Source organism: Coleofasciculus sp., assembly GCF_046539235.1.
Lineage (GTDB): Bacteria > Cyanobacteriota > Cyanobacteriia > Cyanobacteriales > Coleofasciculaceae > Coleofasciculus.
This window is the reverse complement of the sequence record NZ_JBKHHI010000064.1, coordinates 1-22,250: the sequence shown is the minus strand read 5'-3', so window position 1 is coordinate 22,250 and position 22,250 is coordinate 1. Positions and strand designations below refer to the sequence as shown.

18 protein-coding genes are annotated in these 22,250 nt (G+C 44.9%); 9 read left to right on the top strand and 9 right to left on the bottom strand.

From position 1 onward, the window contains the following. The coding region (nuoH, locus tag ACLFWI_RS08305) for an NADH-quinone oxidoreductase subunit NuoH (protein WP_446412552.1) at positions 1-1,064 on the bottom strand (1,064 nt) is incomplete at its 3' end. Between the two features lie 240 nt (positions 1,065-1,304). Here nuoH and ACLFWI_RS08300 point away from each other — a divergent pair. From ACLFWI_RS08300 to ACLFWI_RS08290, 3 genes are all read left to right on the top strand, one after another. Continuing rightward, the gene (locus ACLFWI_RS08300) at positions 1,305-1,430 is read left to right on the top strand and encodes a hypothetical protein (protein ID WP_446412551.1); all 126 of its coding nucleotides are present in this window, start codon (positions 1,305-1,307) and stop codon (positions 1,428-1,430) included. Positions 1,431-1,556: 126 nt separating this feature from the next. Continuing rightward, positions 1,557-2,024: a hypothetical protein gene (locus tag ACLFWI_RS08295; RefSeq protein WP_446406718.1), complete on the top strand. Its 468-nt coding sequence runs from the start codon at positions 1,557-1,559 to the stop codon at positions 2,022-2,024. 177 nt (positions 2,025-2,201) lie between these two features. Beyond that, on the top strand, positions 2,202-2,522 hold the full coding sequence (locus tag ACLFWI_RS08290) for a hypothetical protein (protein ID WP_446406719.1): 321 nt from the start codon (positions 2,202-2,204) through the stop codon (positions 2,520-2,522). 56 nt (positions 2,523-2,578) lie between these two features. On the opposite strand, the gene ACLFWI_RS08285 is transcribed toward ACLFWI_RS08290, so the two are convergent. The 8 genes from ACLFWI_RS08285 to ACLFWI_RS08250 form a co-directional block, all read right to left on the bottom strand. Next, positions 2,579-3,736: a citrate synthase gene (locus tag ACLFWI_RS08285; protein ID WP_446412550.1), complete on the bottom strand. Its 1,158-nt coding sequence runs from the start codon at positions 3,734-3,736 to the stop codon at positions 2,579-2,581. Between the two features lie 429 nt (positions 3,737-4,165). Next, positions 4,166-4,669: a phosphohistidine phosphatase SixA gene (sixA, locus tag ACLFWI_RS08280; protein WP_446412549.1), complete on the bottom strand. Its 504-nt coding sequence runs from the start codon at positions 4,667-4,669 to the stop codon at positions 4,166-4,168. A 10-nt stretch (positions 4,670-4,679) separates the two neighbouring features. Next, positions 4,680-5,138 carry a glycosyltransferase family 2 protein gene (locus tag ACLFWI_RS08275; protein ID WP_446412548.1) on the bottom strand — a complete coding sequence of 153 codons (459 nt, stop codon included), beginning with the start codon at positions 5,136-5,138 and terminating at the stop codon, positions 4,680-4,682. Positions 5,139-5,343: 205 nt separating this feature from the next. Continuing rightward, positions 5,344-6,615 carry a DHH family phosphoesterase gene (locus ACLFWI_RS08270; RefSeq protein WP_446412547.1) on the bottom strand — a complete coding sequence of 424 codons (1,272 nt, stop codon included), beginning with the start codon at positions 6,613-6,615 and terminating at the stop codon, positions 5,344-5,346. Positions 6,616-6,748: 133 nt separating this feature from the next. Beyond that, a complete protein-coding gene (locus ACLFWI_RS08265; protein ID WP_446412546.1) occupies positions 6,749-7,246 on the bottom strand; it encodes an HNH endonuclease in 498 nt (165 codons plus the stop codon). A 441-nt stretch (positions 7,247-7,687) separates the two neighbouring features. Continuing rightward, on the bottom strand, positions 7,688-9,211 hold the full coding sequence (locus ACLFWI_RS08260; protein ID WP_446412545.1) for an adenylate/guanylate cyclase domain-containing protein: 1,524 nt from the start codon (positions 9,209-9,211) through the stop codon (positions 7,688-7,690). Between the two features lie 205 nt (positions 9,212-9,416). After that, positions 9,417-10,472 carry a diguanylate cyclase domain-containing protein gene (locus ACLFWI_RS08255; protein ID WP_446412544.1) on the bottom strand — a complete coding sequence of 352 codons (1,056 nt, stop codon included), beginning with the start codon at positions 10,470-10,472 and terminating at the stop codon, positions 9,417-9,419. Between the two features lie 150 nt (positions 10,473-10,622). Then, positions 10,623-15,068, bottom strand: coding sequence for a PAS domain S-box protein (locus ACLFWI_RS08250; RefSeq protein WP_446412543.1), 4,446 nt, complete (start codon positions 15,066-15,068; stop codon positions 10,623-10,625). 1,548 nt (positions 15,069-16,616) lie between these two features. On the opposite strand from ACLFWI_RS08250, the gene ACLFWI_RS08245 reads away from it, so the two are divergent. The 6 genes from ACLFWI_RS08245 (at position 16,617) to ACLFWI_RS08220 (ending at position 22,161) form a co-directional block, all read left to right on the top strand. Beyond that, a complete protein-coding gene (locus tag ACLFWI_RS08245; RefSeq protein WP_446412542.1) occupies positions 16,617-16,847 on the top strand; it encodes a hypothetical protein in 231 nt (76 codons plus the stop codon). A gap of 200 nt (positions 16,848-17,047) precedes the next feature. Continuing rightward, on the top strand, positions 17,048-17,557 hold the full coding sequence (locus tag ACLFWI_RS08240; RefSeq protein ID WP_446412541.1) for a CIS tube protein: 510 nt from the start codon (positions 17,048-17,050) through the stop codon (positions 17,555-17,557). A 443-nt stretch (positions 17,558-18,000) separates the two neighbouring features. Then, positions 18,001-19,857, top strand: coding sequence for a VgrG-related protein (locus tag ACLFWI_RS08235; protein ID WP_446412540.1), 1,857 nt, complete (start codon positions 18,001-18,003; stop codon positions 19,855-19,857). A gap of 17 nt (positions 19,858-19,874) precedes the next feature. Further along, positions 19,875-20,987, top strand: a complete 1,113-nt coding sequence (locus tag ACLFWI_RS08230; RefSeq protein ID WP_446412539.1) for a M91 family zinc metallopeptidase — start codon at positions 19,875-19,877, stop codon at positions 20,985-20,987. Beyond that, complete coding sequence (locus ACLFWI_RS08225) at positions 20,962-21,654, top strand: hypothetical protein (protein WP_446412538.1); 693 nt, start codon at positions 20,962-20,964, stop codon at positions 21,652-21,654. Before ACLFWI_RS08230 ends, ACLFWI_RS08225 begins: the two co-directional genes overlap by 26 nt. A 90-nt stretch (positions 21,655-21,744) precedes the next feature. Next, positions 21,745-22,161 carry a GPW/gp25 family protein gene (locus ACLFWI_RS08220; protein ID WP_446412537.1) on the top strand — a complete coding sequence of 139 codons (417 nt, stop codon included), beginning with the start codon at positions 21,745-21,747 and terminating at the stop codon, positions 22,159-22,161. The last annotated feature ends 89 nt before the right edge of the window (positions 22,162-22,250 follow it).

Genomic DNA, 22,250 nt, shown 5'->3' with positions numbered 1-22,250 from the left:
TTCACTAATCCAATCGGTAAAAGGAACTTCCAGCCCAAATTTAGGAGTTGGTCAATCCGTACACGGGGAACTGTCCAGCGCAGCAGAACCGCAATAAAGAGGAGAAAGTAAGCTTTAAGTAAGGTCATGGTAATTCCCAGAGAAGCGGTAATTACCTGTAACCAGGAACTGGTTTCACTTACACCTAACCAAGTGGCTAATCGGTCAAGGGGAATCGGGAATTCCCAGCCGCCTAAGTACAACACCGCCACTAATATGGCAGAAAGGATTAGGTTAACGTAAGATCCGATATAAAACAAACCAAATTTCATGCCGGCATATTCGGTTTGATAGCCAGCAACCAATTCCTCCTCGGCTTCGGGTAGGTCAAAGGGAAGTCGTTCACATTCGGCTAATGCGGCAATCCAAAAAATCAAAAAGCCAACGGGTTGACGCCAAATATTCCAGCCTAAGATACCATACCCAGATTGCTGTTCCACAATATCTATGGTACTTAGGCTATTGGACATCATCACCACTGCCAATACCGCTAGCGCCAGGGGAATTTCGTAACTAATCGATTGTGCGGCTGCTCTTAACCCCCCAAGTAGGGAATACTTGTTATTGGAGGCATAGCCTGACATCAGCAAACCAATGGGCTGAATACTTGACAGGGAAATCCAGAGAAATATCCCCAGTCCTACGTTAGTAATAATCAGGTTCTGTCCAAAGGGGACAATCAGGTACGACAAAAAGACGGGGATGACGACGAGTATGGGTCCGAGGGTAAATAGCCATCGATCTGCTTTGGCGGGGACGATATCTTCCTTAAACACCAACTTTAGACCATCGGCGACGGCTTGCAGAACACCCAGAGGTCCAGCATATTCCGGACCAATCCGCTGTTGAGCCGCAGCAGAAATTTTTCGTTCCAGCCATACTATGACAAGGACACCCACGGTGGCACCGATAATCATCAGGAACATCGGCAGGGGCATCCACATCGCCTTGGCAGCACCACTGGGGATGCCAAAATCTTTAAGCGATTCAATAAAACTTCCTTGAAGGTCAATTCCTGCGTTCATCTTGGCAGCTACGTGATATTTACTGAGGTAATTTGACACTTGCCGTATCAAATTATGCTATCGGTTTGGTTTGTGAAGTTTTTTTGACAGCCTCACTGCCTAGTATACCGTTCGAGGGTGATCCCCTCAGCCTAGACAAGCGAGAATTTCCGTTGATTGTAGCCGATGTGCTACGACGGTTAAATCAGACGGATGTACTGTCTGAATTTGTTCTCCATCTAAGACGAGTAGAGACGTTGCATGCAACGTCTCTACAATAGTGCCTTTGTCCTAATCGATGTGTCTACTGCTATAAAAGGCAAAAGAAAACCTGGTTACGGCTTAATTTGTGGCAATTGCTTCTATGGTATCCATCATTATTTTTGATGCTTGTTGCTTCTCCCAGAGGTGCCATGGTACGTCTGGAACATTATTCCCCTTGCTCAATCGGGGCAAACAAGGCATCTTGAAAGAAAATATTAAATTTTAAGCTTTTGAGTCCAAGTAGTAGTTATGACCCAAGCGAATCTTCTGGAATTAGCGAAACAGGGTGATGATGCGGCGATTGTGTCGGTGATGAATTATGTGCTGCAAGACCGCAATATTACCGCCCAAGCTGCACTCAAAGGGGATTGCCTGTTGGTACTCCTGAAAGCGGTTCAAGTCCCTGACCAAAAATTATCGGTGACAATTGTCCGCAAACTGATGACACACTTACGAGTCCCATCGATCACATCTGTGCAAGTGTATGGCAAACAGGTTGGACAACCTGCCCCATCTTGGATGGAGGTTATCGATTTGCGGGATGAACTCGAACCCTTAAAACCCAAGATTGGCTTTTTCAGGGTATTACCTCAATGGTGGGCAAAACTCCTGCTGCTCTTTGCTTTGATTCCCTTGGGGGCGGTCGGTGTTTACGGTTATCTATCATTGCCCCTAGGAAAATCGGTTGTTCCTGTACAAGTCGAGTCAACAACATAGCCTTGCCCAGCAAAAAGTAGCCGATTATCAAGAAAATCTCAATTACGCTCAAAAAAATGCAGCGACTGGTCAGTAGATTTAGCACTCCCTCCTATTTTATTCGTGCATATACGATTGTTCCAAGGGAATAGAAAACAAACAATTTCACAAACTACGATAGGATTGCTAGAGTGAGTTATGGTTAATTTTGGTTTGAACTTTGCATCCCTTTTAGGACTGCTCGATATATTCTTAGCTCTTGCTTACTTAGCTCTGTCTATTGCTCTACCCATTGCTAGGAGAAGAGATATCGGGGTTACGGGAATAGTTCTTTATATCATTCAAGGAATTATTGCTCCTTTCTTTCTGCTTATCACTGGTTTTATTCATCTTTTTCAAGGATGGCGACTAGACCCTTTATTGCAGTTTAGCTATCTTCTATTAAATTTACTCATTATTTATCTAGGAGTCAAAGATATCATCCTCTTCCGTTTACTTTCTCCACGAAACCATCGGTAACAAATAGCGATCGCTCCTCCTTTCACTTTAGTTTTGGGGAGAAGCGATCGCCTATTTTATACTAAAGGAATTTGCGATGTCCGTTCATGGATAGGAACATAAGCGACGTCGTGATCGCCAGTATAAATCTGGGTGGGTCGGAAAATCCGGTTTTCTCCGAGCTGTTCCTTCCAGTGCGCCAGCCAACCCGCTACTCGTGCGATCGCGAATATAGGAGTAAACAAGTCCGTGGGAATACCCAGTTTCCGATAAACCAAACCGGAATAGAAATCTACATTGGCGTAAATTCCTTTATATCCCAGTTTTTCCTCGACCGCCTGTTCTAACTCCAAGGCAATTTCGTAGTATTTATCGGAACCAAACTTATCAAACAGTTGTTCGGCTAAATGCTGTAGAATTGTAGCTCGCGGATCTTTAACCTTATAGACGCGGTGACCAAATCCCATGATTTTTGACTTGCGCTGCAAGCAATCCTCTAGATAGGGACGAACATTTTCCACCGAACCAATTTCTTCGAGCATCGAAATCACTTCTTCATTCGCCCCCCCATGCAAGGGACCAGCGAGGGTACCGACAGCTGATGCGATCACCCCATAGGGGTCAGTTAGCGTCGAAGCCGTTACCATGGCTGAGAACGTAGACGCATTGATGGTATGTTCCGCATGGAGGGTTAAGCAAACATCAAAGACGTGAGCCTCTAGGGGATCGGGTTCTTGCTCGGTGAGCATATACAGAAAATTAGCGGAATAGTCTAAATCATCGTTTGGCTTCACCGGGTCATTCCCCTTCCGCATCAGCTTAAATGCGGCTACCATTGTTGGGATTTTCGCCAACAGGCGCACAACTGCTTCCCGGATATAATTGGGATTTGGCAGAGCGCGTTTTGAGTAAAAAAGACCCAGCGCTGCTGCAGAGGCTTGCAGTGCATCCATCGGATGTCCGGTTTCCGGGAAACATTTCATCATGTCCCGAATCCGATACTTAATCCGTCGATGGTAACGAATTTCCGTCTCAAACTTTTCTAGCTCGTCCTTGGTTGGTAGCTCACCCCATATCAGAAGATAGGCGGTTTCTAGGAACGTGCTTTTTGTAGCGAGTTCTTCAATCCGAATACCTCGATACTCTAATATTCCCTGTTTTCCATCAACATAGCTGATACTGGATTGGGCAGCGGGAATGCCTTCTAAACCTGGTTTATACTCGCAGACAGTCATAAACTCGTGCTTTTTAACCTATACAATATGGGTTGTTTAGTTGCCCCGTGAAGGGCGCTTCCGTTTCCGGAGTAGAGACGTGCCATGGCGCGTCTGTACGCCTCGCCAATGTTATGCCTCGGTACTTTCTCCAACACACGCTTCTTAACCCCTTAGACCTGTTTAATGCTGGAGTTCTAGCATCTCAGGGCTGGCACGCACCCCAAGGTAGGAAATTTAACGCTTGAGCATAACGTAGACTGCGTAGGGCTAAAGCCGAGCGCAGTCGAGGCTTTAGGCTGGTCAGGGAAAGGGCTTTTTCAAGCTCCCGGAACCTATAGCCGTGGGGTTCCTGACAGAACTACCAAATACGTTTGAAGTGTTCTCAGGCTAACTTACCAGAAACTCGCAGATTAGTAGTGTGTGTTACAAAATTTCTTAAAGATCAGATTAGATCAGCCATTTTGGTGACGTTAGTAAAAATAGCTCACTTCGCCCCAGGGGGACTCCCGTTTCTTTCAGGTTTAACCCGATCACGCCCGCTTTCTTGAGGACAAGTTTTTCCTGTGCTTCTCCCCAGACCAACAATTGTGCCCAATTACCTAAATCCGGTTGATGACCGATTAACGCTAAACAGCTTTCCCTGTTCCGGTTTTGACGCCACTGATCCAGCCAGTTAACCCAGGTATGGATATCCCCATCAGGCGCAAGGCTGGGAAATTCCTCGAGTTGCTCACCTAAACCTACGTCTTGCAGAATCGCGGCGGTTTCTCGCGCCCGGACTAAGGGACTGGTTAATATGTGGTCAAAATGCAAACCGCGATCGCGCAGTTGCTTGGCGACTTTGGTGGTTCTCTTGTGTCCTTTGCTCGTCAGGGGACGATCCTCATCGTTTGCATAGTCTTCGCGATCGGCAGCGATGCCATGACGGATCAAGTAAAGTTGTATTGTCATTTGTCATTTGTCATTTGTCCTTTGTAAGGGTTTGAGGCTTGTTTACAAAACTTATTACAGTGTTGTTTTCTTTTGTTCGACTACTTACAGCGTTTTCCATACTGGTGAGGTACATTGAGAATAAGACTTTTACGCTCACAGAGGCTAACCTCGTCTTGTTACTGTACCTCACTAGACTGAGAAATGCTGTAAAAAGGACATCGGCATTACTTAGCCTTGCTCCTTGATTCCGTTGGCTGGCTGAACTACGCTCAGTTGCTTCCACATACATCCAATTAATTGCTGGATAGTTGACTGCAATCTCGGTCATCACCCTATCGTGCGTTTCCTGCCAATCATCACTTGAGTCAACTACAATAATCTGAGATGGCGGACAGGTTTGCGCCGCTGCTAATTGCAAACATTGAGGTAAAATATTTTGGCGATTATAGGTAGCAATAACTAAAGCCCAAGACAAGGTTTTATCCATACTGTCAACAGTTATTATTCTATTGCACTCCAGATGATTAATATAATAAGCCCAAATCTCCGAAATTACTACTAAGCCTGTCTCCTTTCACTGCTCACTCAGTCGGGAGCATCCTGTCTTGGAGAAAGCATTACCTTAAGTAACGCAATTGCAAGGGTTTCAGACCCATTCAAAGAGCCAACGTGCCAAATTAGGATGCTCCCACTCAGTCGGCGTGAATCACATTATCTTTGGGATTAACTAAGCGCCAGAGTTTTTGCTTAATTTGAATATCAAAGACTTCCCATTTGAGCTTGGTGTATTCTGTATTATCATTAAAGCCACCTAAGAAACCAATGGGGATTTCAAAGCCACCGGCGGTCATGCGCCCGCCACCAAAAAATCGTCCTTGATTGTCTTGACCAAAGGCTTCTTTAATAAATTCGTCGGGATCAAGGGTGATTTTACTGGTTCTCAAAGACCCAATCACGACTTCGACTTCTTCGTCTTCGTTGTGAACAATCCCGTAAACTACCGCCGTATGGACATTTTCTTCAGTCACTAAAAAGTCCGCCGCTTGGGGAATTGCATCCCGGTCATCGTACCGTAAATAGCCTACCCCCGCCATCGAAAAGTTATTCTGAACAATACGATTTTTCAGCGATCGCTCAATCACATCCATGACTCGTCGCGATCGCGCGGTTTGCAGGACAGCATTCAGTAACTGTACGTCATAGAAACGGCTCAAATACGCCGCCGCTAGGAAATCCTCTTCCGTCGCCCGCATTAGGCGATCGGTATCGGCACGTAGACCGTGCATTAGTGCTGTAGCACATTTAACATGGGTACTAATGCTACTATCAAGCTTGAGTAACCCGGTTTGTAGGTATTGGCTGAGGATAGTAGCAGTCGCCCTTGTCTGAGGTCGCAAATCGGTAAATTCTGCCTCCAGATTATCCTGAGGATTGTGATGGTCAATCAGGACAACAATGGGGACACCTGCTTGTTTGACAAAAGGCATTAATTGGGTTGTGGTTCCCTGATTATCAACCAACACACAACCTTGATATACGGAGAAATCCCGATCCTTCAATGTCTGAATCCCCCAGCGTTTAGCGGGTAAGTTGGTCAACTTGACCAAGGCAATGTTTTCCTGATGAGACAAAGTTCCTGCATATACAATGTCACATTGAATATTGTACTGTTGGGCAATTAACTGGTACGCCCAAGCACTCGATAGAGCATCAGGATCAGGGAAATCTTGAATGACAATAAGCTGGCGTTCTGAACTGTGACGATCTAAAACCTGTTGCAGTTCTCCTATTTTAGCTTGGGATGCATCAAAACGCCGCTGACGTTCACCGGTATTGTTACTGCGGTTCTTGGGATTTTTTGGGGAAGTTTTCTGTTGGTGTGAAGTCGTCGCACTCCCATCCGAAGGTGATGCTTTAGGGGGTAGAGCGTTATTATTGACAGATTTAAGTGAGTTTGATTCCATCGCGGGCAAGGTATTCAGCCATCATAGTTTTACACCAATCGCCCCTGGAATAGGGGCTGGTGATTGAATGGGCATTGGCACCCACTCTTATACCTTATCGCCCAATATATGAAATTCGATTTTTTCAGGCATCTTAAACACCAATCACATACTTTCGCCACTCCTGATGTACTCCACCTTTAACCTGTTTAGCCACCTCAAAGTGCAGACTGCTATAGGGTTTGCGGGGTTGATGTCGCAACATCATGTTGGCTTCCTTAGGGGTTCGGTTCCCTTTTTTGACATTACACCGTACACAGGCGGTGACAATGTTTTCCCAAGAATCTCCCCCGTGTCTAGAACGAGGAATCACATGATCGAGGGTTAAATCATCTCCCGTGTATCCGCAGTATTGACAAGAATGACTATCACGGTAGAGGATATTGCGGCGGGTCAAAGGAATTTCTTTGTAAGGAACCCGAACATAATGGCGCAAGCGAATAACCGTGGGGAGCGGTAATTCTGGGTAGACATATTTGCCGTTGTGTTCAATCTGTTCCGCTTTGCCTTTGAGCATCAAAACAACCGCTCGTCGCCAATTGGTGACGTTGAGCGGTTCGTAGGAGGCGTTTAACACCAGAACCTTGCTCATTAGGAGATCGAAATAAAGTGAATATTATTCCAGATAGTAACACAGGTTGATGGAGCTGGGTAATGTTTTCATGATCACTTATTTGGATCTCAACCTAGGCGCGATCGCGAATTTGTCATTCTCTCCAGCCGCAAAATTTCCACCTAGCTTACGGCTCAGGTCTAAGCTTTAACACCATTCTATCCTATATGTAGTGTTTTCAATTTAAATATTAATCATTTTCACACTAAATACAGAAGTTGCACCACTAAGACCAAATCCGATGACACAAACCCCCTTTATAGCTTGATTAATTTTTCCTTAGAGCCATCTACCCTCTACCCTGGAGCCTTTGATCTTTTTGCTATAGCTTGCTGCAAAAGCCATGAATACGATGAACCATCAACCATCAACCATCAACCATCAACCATGAACGATGAACCATCAACCATGAACCATGAACTATGAACTAATTTTTTTACCCTGGAGCCAGTAGGTTGTCATTTCTCCCTTACCTTTAATCAGAATCACACCGCGTTCCTCAAACTCGTATTGATCTTTGAGCAATTCATAGGTCGCCTGTGTGACCTGAATCCGACCTGGTAAGCCATGAGACTCCATCCGGCTAGCCGTATTCACCGTATCACCCCACAAATCGTAGCTAAACTTTTTAATGCCAATCACACCCGCGACGACAGGACCACTATTGATTCCAATCCTGAGGCGAAAATTTTCTCCAGTTTCGTGATTAAATTCATCAATGGCTCGCTGCATCTCTAACCCCATCTGCGCGATCGCCTGAGCATGATCCAGACGTCGCCGAGGAAGTCCCGCCGCCACCATATACGCATCGCCAATGGTTTTAATTTTCTCCACCCCATGTTCTTCAACCAGTCGGTCAAATTTGGAGAAAATCTGATTCAGCAGTTCAACCAGTTGAGTCGGTGAGGTTTGCGTGGAAAACTTGGTAAAATTTACCAGATCGGCAAACATAATCGTCACGCCTTTAAAACTCTCCGCGATCGTGCGTTGACCCCGCTTCAACATCTCTGCTACAGGTTGAGGTAAGATATTTAACAGTAAGAGTTCGGCGCGTTTACGGGCACGAGTCAGGGCAACTTCAGCTTGTTTTTGTTCGGTAATATCCGATACTGTACCTTCGTAGTAGAGGAGTTTACCCGCTTCATCTTTAACCGTATCGATATTTTCCACAATCCAAATAATGCTGCCATCTTTCCGATAAACCTGAGACTGAAAGTCGGATAAGGTATTGTAGCGCTGGATTAAAGCGGCTAACTCTTCCTGGCGTGTGGGTTCAACATACAGTTGTTGTCCAATATTCCTCACCTGTTCCATCAGGTCTTCCGGGGAGGTATAGCCTAAAATTTTAGCTAGGGCAGGATTGGCGGTGATATAGCGTCCCTCAGGCGTGGCTTGGAAAATGCCCTCGGTGGCTCGTTCAAAGATACTGCGATATTTCTCTTCCGCTTGACGCAGGGAAGCTTCTGCTCGTTGTCGTTCTTGAATTTCGGCTTGAAGTTGCAGATTTTGCGCCTCTAGCCGCTTTTGCAGGTTCCGGAGTGCCAGATGGGTTGTCACTCTGGCTTTAACTTCTTCCTGCTGTACGGGTTTGGTGATGAAATCTACGGCTCCCAGATTCAATCCTTTGACTTTATCCACCGCATCAGACAGCGCACTGAGAAACAGCACCGGGATATCCCGTGTGGCTGGATTCGCTTTCAGGCGACGACAGGTTTCAAAGCCATCAATCCCTGGCATCATCACATCCAGTAAGATGAGATCGGGTTTGGCATACTCGACTTTTTGCAGAGCGCTTTGCCCATCCTGCGCTACCAAAACTCTGAAGCCAGAATCGGTTAAAAAGTCAAAGAGGACACCGAGATTATGAGGAGTATCATCGACAATAACGATGACGCCTTGATTAGAATGTTCATCATTCATCGGGGCTGACGTAGTTTGGTTCATAGTTCATAGTTCACCGTTCATGATTCATTCCCTGATCAAGTGCCATGAACGGTAAACAATAGATGATAAGCCTGAGATGGAAGATACACCAACTTGCCAATCTGTTACGTTTACTTGGCGATCGCAGCTATTTTATTGTCTCCCATTCTCCTATTCCTCTGCTCCCCTAGCTTCCAGACGTAGCATGCTACGTCTCTACAACGGATCAATTCGGTGAGGAGCGAGAGGGTGAAGGTATAGAGCATACACTCTGAGAGTGAGGATCGTCCAGTGGCAGAAAAACGGCGCGATCGCGTCCCGTTTCTTTTGCCTGATACAATGCTTGATCCGCCGCCGCTATTAGCGCTTCCGGAGAGGTTTGATGACAAGGAACAGTGCTAGATACCCCCACACTTAAGGTGACAGAATTTTTGATCGGCGATCGCGGATGCGTCAAACCTAACTGAGTCAGCTTCGACTGAATAAATTTGCCAACTTGTAACGCTCCTTGGGCTGGGGTATTCGGTAGAATCACCGCAAATTCTTCTCCTCCATAGCGGGCGACTAAATCGGCGGGGCGCTTTACCACCTGTTTCATCGCTTGCGCCACCTTATACAAACATTCATCCCCAGCTTGATGCCCCTTACTATCATTGTAGAGTTTGAAATAATCCACATCACATAAAAGCAACGACAACACCCATTGTTCTCGTCGCGAAATCCGCCACACTTGGTTAAAATATTCATCAAATCGATGCCGATTTGCCACCTGAGTTAAACTATCTAACGTGGCTAAACGCTTCAGTTGAGCATTCGCTTTTTGCAGTTTTGCCTCAGCCTCCTGACGCTGCTGAATCTCCTGTTGGAGTTGCTGATTTTGGGTTTGCAGATTTTGGCGTAGCTTTTGAATCGTCAGATGAGTATTCACCCGTGCTAACACGATTTCCTGCTGGGTAGGCTTAATAATATAATCAACTGCGCCTAATTCAAATCCTTTGATGATAACCGCCGTTTGAGACAGGGCGGTAAGAAAAATTACTGGGATATCTTGGGTAGCCGGATTAGCTTTCAGACGCCGACAGGTTTCAAACCCATCAATTCCCGGCATAATCACATCCAGCAAAATGATATCGGGATGCTCAACTTCAGCTTTTTTGATTGCACTGTCACCATCTCTTGCCACGATAACCTGAAACCCTGCCTCACTCACAAAATCTAACAGCACTTCTGAGTTGGTGAGATTATCATCAACAATGAGAATTGTTTCTTTGTCATTCGTCATTTGTCATTCGTAATTTGTTAGTCGTCATTATTCATTCGTCATTTGTCCTTCGTTATGCACTCAATTGGGGCGGGTTTAGTTACATTTTGGTGAAGTAAAACACGATATTAGTAAAACCTGCCCCTACAAACCAAACTAAATTAAACAATTTCAATCCCCTCTATCGTCCATGTATTTTTTTACAAATTCTAGAATTTGTTTTTCCTGAAAACCATTGGCTAAACGGCGCAGTTTCTTGGCAAATATAACCCATCGCGAATCAAGTTGTTCAAGTTGATCGGCTTGCTCACTAATCCCTTTAATATCACCCATCATGGCTAATTCATAAAGAACATTCATTTCCTTTTGAGGCGGCGCAACAATTTTTGAGGCAGTAATCGAAACCCCGGCATTTTGATCAGGTACTTTTTCTGAATGGTAAGCACTACTTGGTGCATCGTCGGATTCATAAATCCACTCTAAATCGAGATGCTTTTGCAGAGTAGCAAAGAGAGTTTTAGCTTGTATAGGTTGTCCAATAAAATCATCACAACCTGCGGCGAGAGATTGCTGTTGTTTTTCTCCAAAAACGCTGGCTGAAATTGCCAACACAACGGTATCCCGTAACGATGGAATTTCTCGTATCCGTCGAGTCGCTTCTAATCCATCGAGTTTTGGCATGATCAAATCCATTAAAATTGCGTCAGGGTGTTCTTGTTGCGCTTGTTGGAGACAGTCTTCACCATTGATTGCTTCGAGTACCTCAAATCCTAAGGGTAACAATAAATTAACTAAAATTGAGCGATTTTGCCACTGATCATCGGCAACTATGATTTTACGTGGATCACCGCGAAACCCAATAATAATTCGGTCGTCTACAACATCCTTGGCTTGATCGGGAGAGACGGCGGGTAACTCTAAATCGACAGAAAAGGTACTACCTTGACCGACATGACTTTCGACATGCAGTTCGCCGCCAAGGAGTTGGACTAACCTTTGACTAATCGCCAATCCTAATCCCGTTCCTTCCACCTGGCGATTTTGACTGCCAATTTGATGGAAGGGTAAAAAGATATTGGTTAATTGTTCAGCCGCAATGCCAATTCCTGTATCCTCAATCTGAAAGCGCATTTTATTGGATGCTTCTATCTCCGGTTGATAGGCTGAGATATAGCCTACTTTTAAAGTAACACTCCCCTGATCGGTAAATTTAATTGCATTCCCCAACAAATTAATTAGCACTTGTCGCAGTCGTTTTTCATCACCCCGGACAAGTTTGGGGAGGCGGGATATAGGTTGATAGTGAAAGGCAATGGCTTTTTCGTCCGCCCGGATACGAACCATTTCAATGATTCCTTCCAGAAAATGGGGAAACTGAAATTCGCTTAAACATAACTCCATTTTCCGGGCTTCGATTTTAGATAGGTCTAAAATATCGTTGAGTAGGGTTAACAGATGTTCGCCACACTGCTGAATAATACTCAATCCCTGCTGCTGCTTAGCGGTGGGATGGGGTTCGCGTTTGAGAATTTGGACATAGCCTAAAATACCGTTGAGGGGGGTGCGGAGTTCATGACTCATATTTGCCAAGAATTCGCTTTTGGCATTATTGGCGGCTTCAGCTTCTTGGCGGGCTTGTTCTAGGTGTAAATTCTTCTCGGCTAATTGTTGACTAATTCGGGTTTGTTCTTCTAACAGTTGACTCTGGGCGAGGGCAATTCCTACCTGATCCGCTAGTTGACTCAATAGTTCAATTTCAAACATTTCCCACTGTCGCGGACCACTACATTGATGGGCAATTAATAGACCCCAGAGGTTCTCTCGTTGTAGAATGGGAACGACTAAATTCGCTCTCACGCCAAAGGGTTGTAACAGTTCGATATGACAAGGTTCTAAGTCGGCTTGGTAGAGATCCTCGATCGCGCGAATGCGTCCCTGACGATATTGATCCAGGTAGCCTTCCCGAAAACAGGGATCGTGAATTTCTTGTCCTTGAATCGGCGTCCAACCGGGAACTACGGCTTCAGTCATGATTACACCTGATCCATCGGCGTTGAGTTGGTAGATTACCACTCGATCCACTTGCAAAATCCGGCGCACTTCCGTTACCGTTGTTTGTAGGATGGCATCGAGTTGTAAGGATTGGCGAATCTTCAGCGTAATTTCGGCAAAAAGTTGGCGTTGCAGGGTTTGACGGCGCAGTTCGGCTTCGGAATGTTTACGTTCGGTGATATCTTCGGCAATCCCAGCAATGCGGGTCATTTTACCTTTGTCATTGAACACGCGAAACGTCCGCACCCACACCCAGCGTTTACTCCCGTCGGGACGTAAAATGCGGTATTCTTGTTCAAAGTCTTGTTCACCTTGTAGTTGTTTCCCTAACGCCTCCGCCACGCGATCGCGATCATAAGGATGAATATTATCTAACCAGGTCATCGGCTGGTCGTAAAGACTTTCGCGGGATCGTCCCCAAACTTCCTCATAAGCGGGACTCAGATAAAACATGCGGCTTAAATCGGGCGTGGTTAAAAAGAACACCTCCCGGATATTTTCCGCCAGTTGACGGAATTGTTCCTCTCTCTCGAGTAAGGCGGCTTCTGCTTGTTTGCGATCGCTAATATCCGTATGTGTCCCGACAATTCGCATCACCTTACCCAAGTCATCCCGCAAAACCAATCCTCGTGATAAAAACCAAGGGGTTGAACCATTAGAATGAACCATGCGAAACTCTAATTTCCATTGCGATAGTTCACTAATGAAAAGTCGATCGATGCTGATTTTCACCATCGACTGATCCTCTGGATGAACCCGCGCCATCAAATCATCAAAGCTGGGAGTATCGCGGTCTTCGGGATAGCCAATTAGATGCAGAAATTGGGGAGAATAATAGTAGGTATTGGTTTTAAAGTTAATATCAAAAAGTCCGCTATCATTGGCTTGAATCGCTAGGGCAAACCGTTCCTCACTCTCCCGTAAAGCCGTTTGCGTTTCCTGGCGTTGAGTAATATCTAATGCCATGGACGCAACACCGACAAGATTCCCTTGGCTATCAATTAGAGGCGTATTATACCATTCACAAATAATGGTTCTGCCATCTTTGGTGATATTCTGATTACAGGAACGAGCAACTTGTTTGTCATACCACAGTTTAGCTTTAATCTGTTTAATTTCAGCTTGGGCAGCCGGAGGTACAATTAGGGTAGACGGATGACCTAAGGCTTCGTCTCGACGATAACCAAAAATCCTTTCCGCTGCCGGATTCCAATCAACAATATCCCCTTCTGTATTCCATTCAATCACTGCCAGGGGCGTTTGTTGAACCAAGAGGGCGAGACGTTGATCATTTTTCCGCAACGCCTTCTCCATCTGCTTCTGTTCCACCACTTCGGCTAAGAGTTGGCGATTAGCGGCTTTCAGGGCGGCGGTTCGTTCCTGAAACTGTTGATCTAGATGTGCAACGATATGGCGAGACTGGGTGTCGCGATCGCATAATTCTTGATAAGCCTTGGCGCGATCGCTGACAATGGCGGCGACAATCAGGGCGGTTATGGCGAAGATGGCGATAAACACATCTTGGGAAACGATAACCCGATTAAACGACTCAAACCTCTCAGCCTGTTGCCAAAAGGCGATACTCGCCACTACACCAATACCCAATGTTGTAATCCGTTGACCCCATTGTAGGGCTGACCATAAAATAAACGGAAATAGCAAATACTTTAAGTCAATTTGAACGAAAGACTGATTTAACAACTCGCTTAACTGAGTGGCAAGTTGTTGATAAAACTGGACTCCAATCGGTTCAGAAGCCGTTAGGCTATCACCTGTTACAATAACCGAGGAACTAGCGGGAATCGCGAAAACACCAAACACCAACCTACTCACGATTCCCAATCCAATTAGCCAGACTCCCACCTGCCAGAGAAGTATTGAATTTTGAGTGTTGACTGTTGAGTTTTGGCTTGGTTCGAGGGAATGGTTTTTAGAGGCGGGTAATGGAAATTTCTTTCCGCTATTGATAGTAACGTTTGGACAAAACCCGCCCTGATTAAATGTTGAATCTGGACTTACTTCCTGATCTTGCTTATCTTCTGAGTGAATCACAGAATAACCCTGAGTCAACAGTACAGGCGTAACAATTAAAAGTCCCATCGCATTACTCAACCACCATCGCAGCCAATCCCCTGCACCCCATTCCCCCGCCAAAACTTCACCCAGCAGACGAATTGTGGGACTCACCAAGGAGGATAATAGAACCATACCCACTAGAAATTTGACCACATCCCGGCGACGATTTAACCCTGGATGCATCTGCCAGGATTGAACCAATGTTACACCCCACCAAGCTTGTAGCGTACAGCCTAAACAAGACGCGATCGCAACCGTTCCCGGAATTCCCATCAATAGCGCCCTAGATAACTCAGCCAAAGCCACACCCAGCCACAGATTGCGCCCCAGTAACAAGAGGGCGGCTTGACTAATTCCGGCGGGAATCCAGATCAAGGGGATAATATTCTGATGGCTAAAAATTTGGGCAGTAGCGATATAAATTAGCATCAGGGCTAAGACGTTGAGAAAATATCGTCCTAACGGATAAAGATTCCAGGTTTTGTTCATCGGACTTTCTAATGTTTAAATTATCCAGGATGAATGATTAGATACGCTGTGAAATAAACCCATCAAGCGCTTACTTGGGGCGGATTTATGGGGGCAATCGGGATAGCACCAATACCATTCCCCCAAAACCTATCCTTTCCCCATCCGCCAAGCGGCTACAATCTCAACTCTAAAATCAGATCACCATCGGGGGGAATAGGGAGAGCGATCACCCTTAGAGTTTAACATCTTAACTCAAAGCAATAAATTCAAACTTAAGCTAGGTTCGTAGTCAGCACTTTGGTGTTAAAAGCGTTTGCTCACGAAGGATAAACCTTAAAATGAATGTCGCTGACTTAAGCTGGGTTCGTAAGTACCTGGACATAAATTCTGTACGTGCTACTAAGAAATGTGGTTCTTCGAGAGTATTTATGATCAAAACAGATCAAAAATTTCGGGAATAGGGAACACCTCGACCCTTCGACAGGCTCAGGACATCGCTTCGCTGGGTGTGTCATAGGCAATGGGCAATGGGTTCATTCGCTCTTGGATCAAAAAATCTATCTCGTTTTTCTGGCATAACTCTCTTATTTTGTATGGTGTCGCTTTAGCCTAGCGGAACGTAGTAAATTGTTGCTAAACCAGTTAGCCAGAGATGACTGTGATCTTGATCATATTAATCTCAAAAAAATATCACACTTTACTCTCAACTCCCTCACAAGTTTACCATCTGAATATCACCGGAGTTAAGGACAAGTAACACAGATTACATTTGGACAATGAAGAATAATTTGAATAGTTAAAATACATCAGATCAGATATCTCTCATAATCTCAAATCTGATCCACCTGTTTTCATCTACATATTGGGTCTTGCCATGAACCTTGGGTTTATCAGTCTATACGCGCTTGTTTCGCTTTATTTATTAGTCCCTTGGTTACGCTTTTTTAAACAAGGAAAGGGAATGACACTCCCACAAAAAGTTTTATCGTTACTCACGATTGGTATCGCCACGGTATTTTGGCCTCTTGTTCTCCCGATTGCTTACGTAAAGTTATTGAACGTTACCGGATCACAATCCTAGAGATGTTCTGCTGAACCAAATTAAAAACATTAGTCAGATTGCTTGATCAAGGGTGTATCTAATTAAGCTCAATGTTGTTAAGCTCAATATTACTGGAATTCCAGAGCTGTAACAGAGAATACATAAATATAGCAATTCTAAATGATTCGTGAAAACAGATGAGTCCAAATGATTCGTGAAAACAGATGAGGAGGAAAACCTTACCTAGCCATGATGGCTATTTCACAAATTCTCCAGATATACTATATTGTTCGTGGTCACAAACTGAGCTTTTATCATGCAGAGCGTAACGGAGTCCAGCTCGCCCATCTGGCGCATCTGGCGAGATTCTAGGCTAAAGCTGAGCTTCGCTCAGGAGTGAGAATGACCAACTCGCTCCCGTGCGAAGTATAGAAAATCAAGTAATAATTAGCAAAGTCAATATACGTCTGATATAATAATCTAGACTTTAACAAATTAAGTTTGTTTATGCCGGGAGTTTAAAGATGACACTTTTGCTTATTGGTTTTTACATGTTGGTTGGGTTTTACTTATTAGCCACTTGGTTAAACTTTCTCAAAAGAGGAGCAGGACTATCTCCTCAGCAAAAAGTCTTATCTTTCCTCACTGTTGGTATTGCCACGGTATTTTGGCCCCTTGTCCTGCCCATTGCTTACGTGAAATTATTGGATGCTACAGTATCACAACCACAGAATTATTCCGGTAGAACGTCTTAATTAAGTAAGGTTTAAAATAATCATGTAAACGTTTAATTGAATTTTTCAGGCTGGCTCCCTACCATAAACACAGAAAGTCTTTTTTGTCAACTTTCTGATAGAGTGGTCAGTGAGAGCCATGCTTGAACACTCAGCCAGCGTAAGGCAAGGAGATTGAGCCATTGACAATCGCCAGGAAACTGAGTCCGAGGTAATCGATCATGTCACAACTTATAAAAGCCCAACTGATTTCCACAGATGGTGGGGGAACAATTGATTTTATGTTCAACCCCAACCAGTTAGCATTTAGCCAGCAAATTAACTTAACAAAAAGTAGTGGAGCGCGAACGGGTCGAGGATTACCCAAGGTCAACTTTGCCTATCCTGAACCCGTTACTCTCTCGATTAACGACATTATTTTTGATACCTATGAGACAGGTGAGAACGTCCTCCGCCATCTGAAACCCTTTGAGAAAGCGGTGAATTTTGCTGAGTCGGGGGAAGGAAAGGAAAAACGTCCTCCCACTTATGTGTTTACCTGGGGTTCCCAGGAGTATATTCGGTGTTTTGTTACAAAAGTTGATTATAACTTGACCATGTTTCTGCCCGATGGGACACCGGTGCGAGTGTCGGTTAACTTGACGTTGGAAGAGATTGATGAGTCGGTTTCTCAACCGGGAATGGGAACACCGCAACCCCGTGCTAGTCAGCGTCAGATTGGTGGGCGTTAATGTAGAACGGTACAGGTGGTGAGTAAGGATAGGGCTTGTAGCAGTCGCCTAAATGCCTAGATTTATCGATAATCGATCCAGAGATTTCCACGGAAAAATCTATGGGTCGATTGTTGTCTAATTAGGACATTCCCCTGTTGCCTGTTGCCTGTTGCCTGTTGCCTTTTTACCCAATTTTATTGTCCTAACCTCAATGCGTAATGCTATATAATAGTCACCTGTTGAATTTGGCAGATGAATGCTACATTCATCTTAAACAGGTTATTCAGATTAGTTTACAAAACGTAAAACTAAGGCAAGCGAAACAGGCCGGCAATACACTAAAAAAATCTACCAAACCCCTGCTTTTTGCCTAAATTGTCCCCTTCTCACATCAATTCCCCCTGGGTAAATTCCCAGTCAGCGGCACAACTCAGTGCCAAGTCTTGATTCTAGAGGTTGCCATGGCTGTCACTTACGTAGCTGAACCGATTTTAGAAATTGATGGTCAGTTAGCGTCCAAAGCGTTACTTGACGACATTATTGAAATTGCGGTGGAAGAAAGCCTCCATCTTCCCGGAATGTTTACCTTAGTGATTAAGAATGATTACTTTCCGGGGCGCAGCGAGGATCAATCGTGGCGACATGCTGACTTATTTGAAATTGGCAAAACGATTAAGATAGGTTTCGGGTCAAGTACGACCAAAGCCCAAGAGTTTGAAGAGGAAGAAAGAGATTATGTTCTAGAAGGAGAAATTACAGCGATGGAGTGTCACTTTACCCGTGACTCCGAAGCGCCGATGATTATTCGCGGATACGATATCTCCCATCGACTGTGGCGGGGGCGGTATAATCGCTCATTCCAGAATATGACCGATACCGATATTGTCAAAAAAATTGCTGGGGAAGTGGGGATACCCACAGGTACGATTGATGAAACGGGCGGACCTTATGGATACGGGGATATCAATGGGTCGAATGGTTATGTGTTCCAAGAAAATCAGACCAATCTCGAATTCTTGAGGAAACGCGCCGCCCGCAATGGTTTTGAATTCTTTGTTCAGGATGGTAAATTAAACTTCCGCAAACCTAAAGTGGATGAGTCTTTAGAACTGAAATGGTTAAAAGATGTACATAGTTTTCAGGTTAGAGTCAGTAGCGCCGAACAGGTGAGTGAAGTTGAAGTCCGGGGCTGGGATTATAGTCAAAAACAACCGATTGTAGAGACAGCTAACAAAGGACAGGTCTTTACCGAAACCGAGCATGGTGAAGGCTCTCAAACCAGTACGAGTTTTAAAGGAAAGCCACCCACCCCTAAGATGATTGTAGTGGATCATCCAGTCTTCAATGCTCCAGAAGCAAAGGCAATAGCTCAAGCCGTGTGTGACGAATTAGGAGGAGAATTTGTCCATGCTGATGCGGAAGCTGAAGGAAATCCCCAAATTAGACCGGGGCGAGTGGTGAAACTGAACGATTTGGGTAAGTACAGTGGCGAATACTATGTCACCGAAACCCGCCATCTATTTTACGAACGGGTTTATACTACCGAGTTCACGGTGCGTGGCTTACGGGGAGACAATCTCCCTCCCATTATGTCTCACGAAGCCCCCTTCCATCCCGGGCAAACCCTTCTAATCGGCATAGTTACTAATAATAAAGATCCCAATGGTTGGGGTAGAGTTAGGGTAAAGTTTCCTACCCTAACCGAAGAACACGAAAGCAACTGGGCAAGAATTATTGGCTATGGAATTGGACCGAATCGAGGAAATGATTGCCTCCCAGAAGTAAATGACGAAGTTTTGGTTGGTTTTGAACATGGGGACATCCATCGACCTTATGTATTAGGGGGAATCTGGAATGGCAAGGATAAGCCACCTGAGAGTGTGAATGATACGGTTCATGAGGGCAAGGTGCGTCTGCGAACAATTCAAACCCGGACAGGTCATAAAATGCAGTTTGTTGAAGAAGCCAAAGGTGCCGTTAAAGCGGGTGCGATGTTTAAAACAGTATTTGGTCATATCATCCAGATGAATGATACAGATAAGTGTTTAGAGATTAAAACCGCTGGTGGTCATACGGTACTACTGGATGATAAAAATAAAAAGATAGAAATAAAATCTACGGGTAACCTTTCCATGGTGATGGATGATGGTGGGAAACAAATTCAACTTAAAAGCGGTGGCGGGACTATCACAATGAAGCAGACAACAGGTGAAATTAATATAAAAGCGGGAAGCAAACTAACCCTAGATGCAGCAACTATTGAAATTTCCTCCAAGGGTCCGCTCCCGGTTAAAGGTCTTCCCATTAAGCTTAATTAAAAACCCAGGAGCTGAATATGAGCAAAGCTGCTGCTAGACTTGGTGATCCTGTCGTCCATCCCCTACCCCCTGTCTTGACAGGTGGTCCGGGTAGTTTTGATGTACTCATCGGTGGTAAGCCTGCTTGGAGGGGTATACCAGCCGCATCGGCGGCAGCGTTACAGGTTGCCAAGAAAGCGTCTGATCTAGCGATTAAAACGGCTGAAGCGGCTACCCTCGCCGCCGCTGGCACCCCAGCCGCCCCTGGGTTTAAGGCGGCAGAGGAAACAACCAAGGCGACGGCGGCATCGACGATGGGGAGTATGATTTCTGGCATGGCGATGGGGGCAGATATCCATAGCTGTACGACACCCCTGCCTGTGCCTCCCCACGGACCCGGTGTGGTGATTGACGGTAGTGCCACGGTGCTAATTAATGGACTCCCCGCTTGTCGCATGGGGGATACGATTGTGGAAGCTGTTGGTCCACCGAATAAGATTGCGATGGGTTGTCCCACCGTGTTGATTGGTGATCGAGGTTCAGGTGCAGGTTTAGGTACAGGTTTAGGTACAGGTTTAGGTGGAGGTTCTGCTGGAGGCTCAGATAGCTTTGAGGATCTTATTGACGGAATCGACATTGACGGGGATGAACAATATCAAGAGCAAGTCCGAGAAAACTTACGTGAAATTTACGATACGCCTTCCGGAAAAGAACTGCTAGAAAGTCTACGACAAGCGCGGGATAATGGCAGAAGTCTTACAATTACCGCTCCTAGACCTGGGCGTGGTAATGCATGTGGCTATGATAATCCCCAGGATCGATTTGTCCAATCTAACGGACAGCCAGGAGCAGGAACAAGCGCCACAGTGTATTTTAATCCAAACAGCACAAGCATTGGACCAGATCCCTGGCAACAAAGACCACCAGCAATTGGTCTTGCACACGAACTGATTCATGCTGACGATGCTGCCTATGGTCGTATGCCTATGGGTGACGGAGCGAATGGAGATTTAGCACCTAGCACTGCATCAAACCGAGAGTTACGTGCTGTCGGGCTTCCTCCCTATGAGAATGGTTTAGGAGATGATGCAAGTTACACTGAAAATGCGATTCGGGATGAAATGGGTGAACCACAAAGACCTCATTATTAAGTGGACATTTTTTTTAGTTATTGGTTGTTTTTTGTTGTTCTCAACAACAGGTTGTATGACCACCGCAGCCAAACCAGTGGAATACGATGTTAATTTAAGTCAAGGCTCAAAAATGATAAATTTAAATACGGAAATAATATCCAAAACCAAAACAGAATTTGTCCTAGAATATAAACTAGAAAATAATAGCAAACTTCCAATATACCTGTTTGAAATTTTGTTGACTGGATGGACAAATCAGGGAGTTCCCATAGTAGATGACCAGGAAGTTTACCGTCTAATAATCAATGGTGAGATGGTTTTCTCAAGAAAGGTTATACCAGTACCAGATGACATAGATCTAGAAATAAGGCAATATCCGCTTCTGGTTCGTGTTAATCCGGGACAACAACATATTTCTTCCTTTGAAGTTAAGCTTCCTTGCCGGATTTACGACCCCTATGATTACAAGCCAGAAAAGATAGCGGAAATTAAAGAACTTCCTTGGAGTTTAGAGCTAGGCTATGTAGATGCAAATCAGCAACTGGACGAAAGATTGATGCCTCAACAAACAACCGAAGGGAAACAGGGTTGGATGATTCAATCTTTTAACGAAAGCCATCAGAAGCTGATTCGAGTGTCGGGGAAAGGAACATTGCCTTGTTTGCAGCCTATTTTGGCCAATTAGTTATCGACTGAATAATCTAATTTAATGCTAGATTTGTACTCTCACAAAAAAAAATAGTCTTGATTAATTAGAAAAATAAATCTCTTAAAGATGCCAGACATTACAAATAATCAGCCCCGAGATTATCTGGGTAGGGGACTATCATTTCCCCTACGGGGAAACTTGCAAGGAAGCCTACAACTGAGCGCCGACATCCAGAATATCGAAGAATCGATCGCGCTGATTCTGGGAACCAAGGTGGGTGAACGGGTTTACCGACAAAATTTTGGATCACGCCTGTCTGAACTCGCCTTTGCACCTATGAATACCCAAACGCTTTTGCTGATTCGGGTGTATGTTGAGGAAGCCCTGAAAATGTGGGAACCTCGCATTGTACTGGATGGCGTTTATACAGAACCTGACCCCATTCGCGGTCGGGTCAATATTATTATTGAATATCATCCGAAAGATTCCCATGATACTCGGAGTCTGGTTTATCCATTCTATCTCCAACCGTCTGGGGAGTAGTTGGTCATAGTTCATAATTCATGGTTCATGGGGATAAATGACAAATGACAAATGACAAATGACAAATGACAAATGACAAATGACAAATG

Excerpts from the sequence above, each read along its gene's own strand:
- ACLFWI_RS08220 (WP_446412537.1), top strand. The coding sequence starts at position 21,745 with ATGCCAGACATTACAAATAATCAGCCCCGAGATTATCTGGGTAGGGGA.
- ACLFWI_RS08260 (WP_446412545.1), bottom strand. The coding sequence starts at position 9,211 with ATGAACCAAACTACGTCAGCCCCGATGAATGATGAACATTCTAATCAA.
- ACLFWI_RS08275 (WP_446412548.1), bottom strand. The coding sequence starts at position 5,138 with ATGGATAAAACCTTGTCTTGGGCTTTAGTTATTGCTACCTATAATCGC.
- ACLFWI_RS08235 (WP_446412540.1), top strand. The coding sequence starts at position 18,001 with ATGGCTGTCACTTACGTAGCTGAACCGATTTTAGAAATTGATGGTCAG.
- ACLFWI_RS08255 (WP_446412544.1), bottom strand. The coding sequence starts at position 10,472 with ATGACGAATGACAAAGAAACAATTCTCATTGTTGATGATAATCTCACC.
- ACLFWI_RS08265 (WP_446412546.1), bottom strand. The coding sequence starts at position 7,246 with ATGAGCAAGGTTCTGGTGTTAAACGCCTCCTACGAACCGCTCAACGTC.
- sixA (WP_446412549.1), bottom strand. The coding sequence starts at position 4,669 with ATGACAATACAACTTTACTTGATCCGTCATGGCATCGCTGCCGATCGC.
- ACLFWI_RS08270 (WP_446412547.1), bottom strand. The coding sequence starts at position 6,615 with ATGGAATCAAACTCACTTAAATCTGTCAATAATAACGCTCTACCCCCT.
- ACLFWI_RS08245 (WP_446412542.1), top strand. The coding sequence starts at position 16,617 with ATGACACTTTTGCTTATTGGTTTTTACATGTTGGTTGGGTTTTACTTA.
- ACLFWI_RS08300 (WP_446412551.1), top strand. The coding sequence starts at position 1,305 with ATGCAACGTCTCTACAATAGTGCCTTTGTCCTAATCGATGTGTCTACT.
- ACLFWI_RS08250 (WP_446412543.1), bottom strand. The coding sequence starts at position 15,068 with ATGAACAAAACCTGGAATCTTTATCCGTTAGGACGATATTTTCTCAAC.
- ACLFWI_RS08285 (WP_446412550.1), bottom strand. The coding sequence starts at position 3,736 with ATGACTGTCTGCGAGTATAAACCAGGTTTAGAAGGCATTCCCGCTGCC.
- ACLFWI_RS08290 (WP_446406719.1), top strand. The coding sequence starts at position 2,202 with ATGGTTAATTTTGGTTTGAACTTTGCATCCCTTTTAGGACTGCTCGAT.
- ACLFWI_RS08230 (WP_446412539.1), top strand. The coding sequence starts at position 19,875 with ATGAGCAAAGCTGCTGCTAGACTTGGTGATCCTGTCGTCCATCCCCTA.
- ACLFWI_RS08240 (WP_446412541.1), top strand. The coding sequence starts at position 17,048 with ATGTCACAACTTATAAAAGCCCAACTGATTTCCACAGATGGTGGGGGA.
- ACLFWI_RS08295 (WP_446406718.1), top strand. The coding sequence starts at position 1,557 with ATGACCCAAGCGAATCTTCTGGAATTAGCGAAACAGGGTGATGATGCG.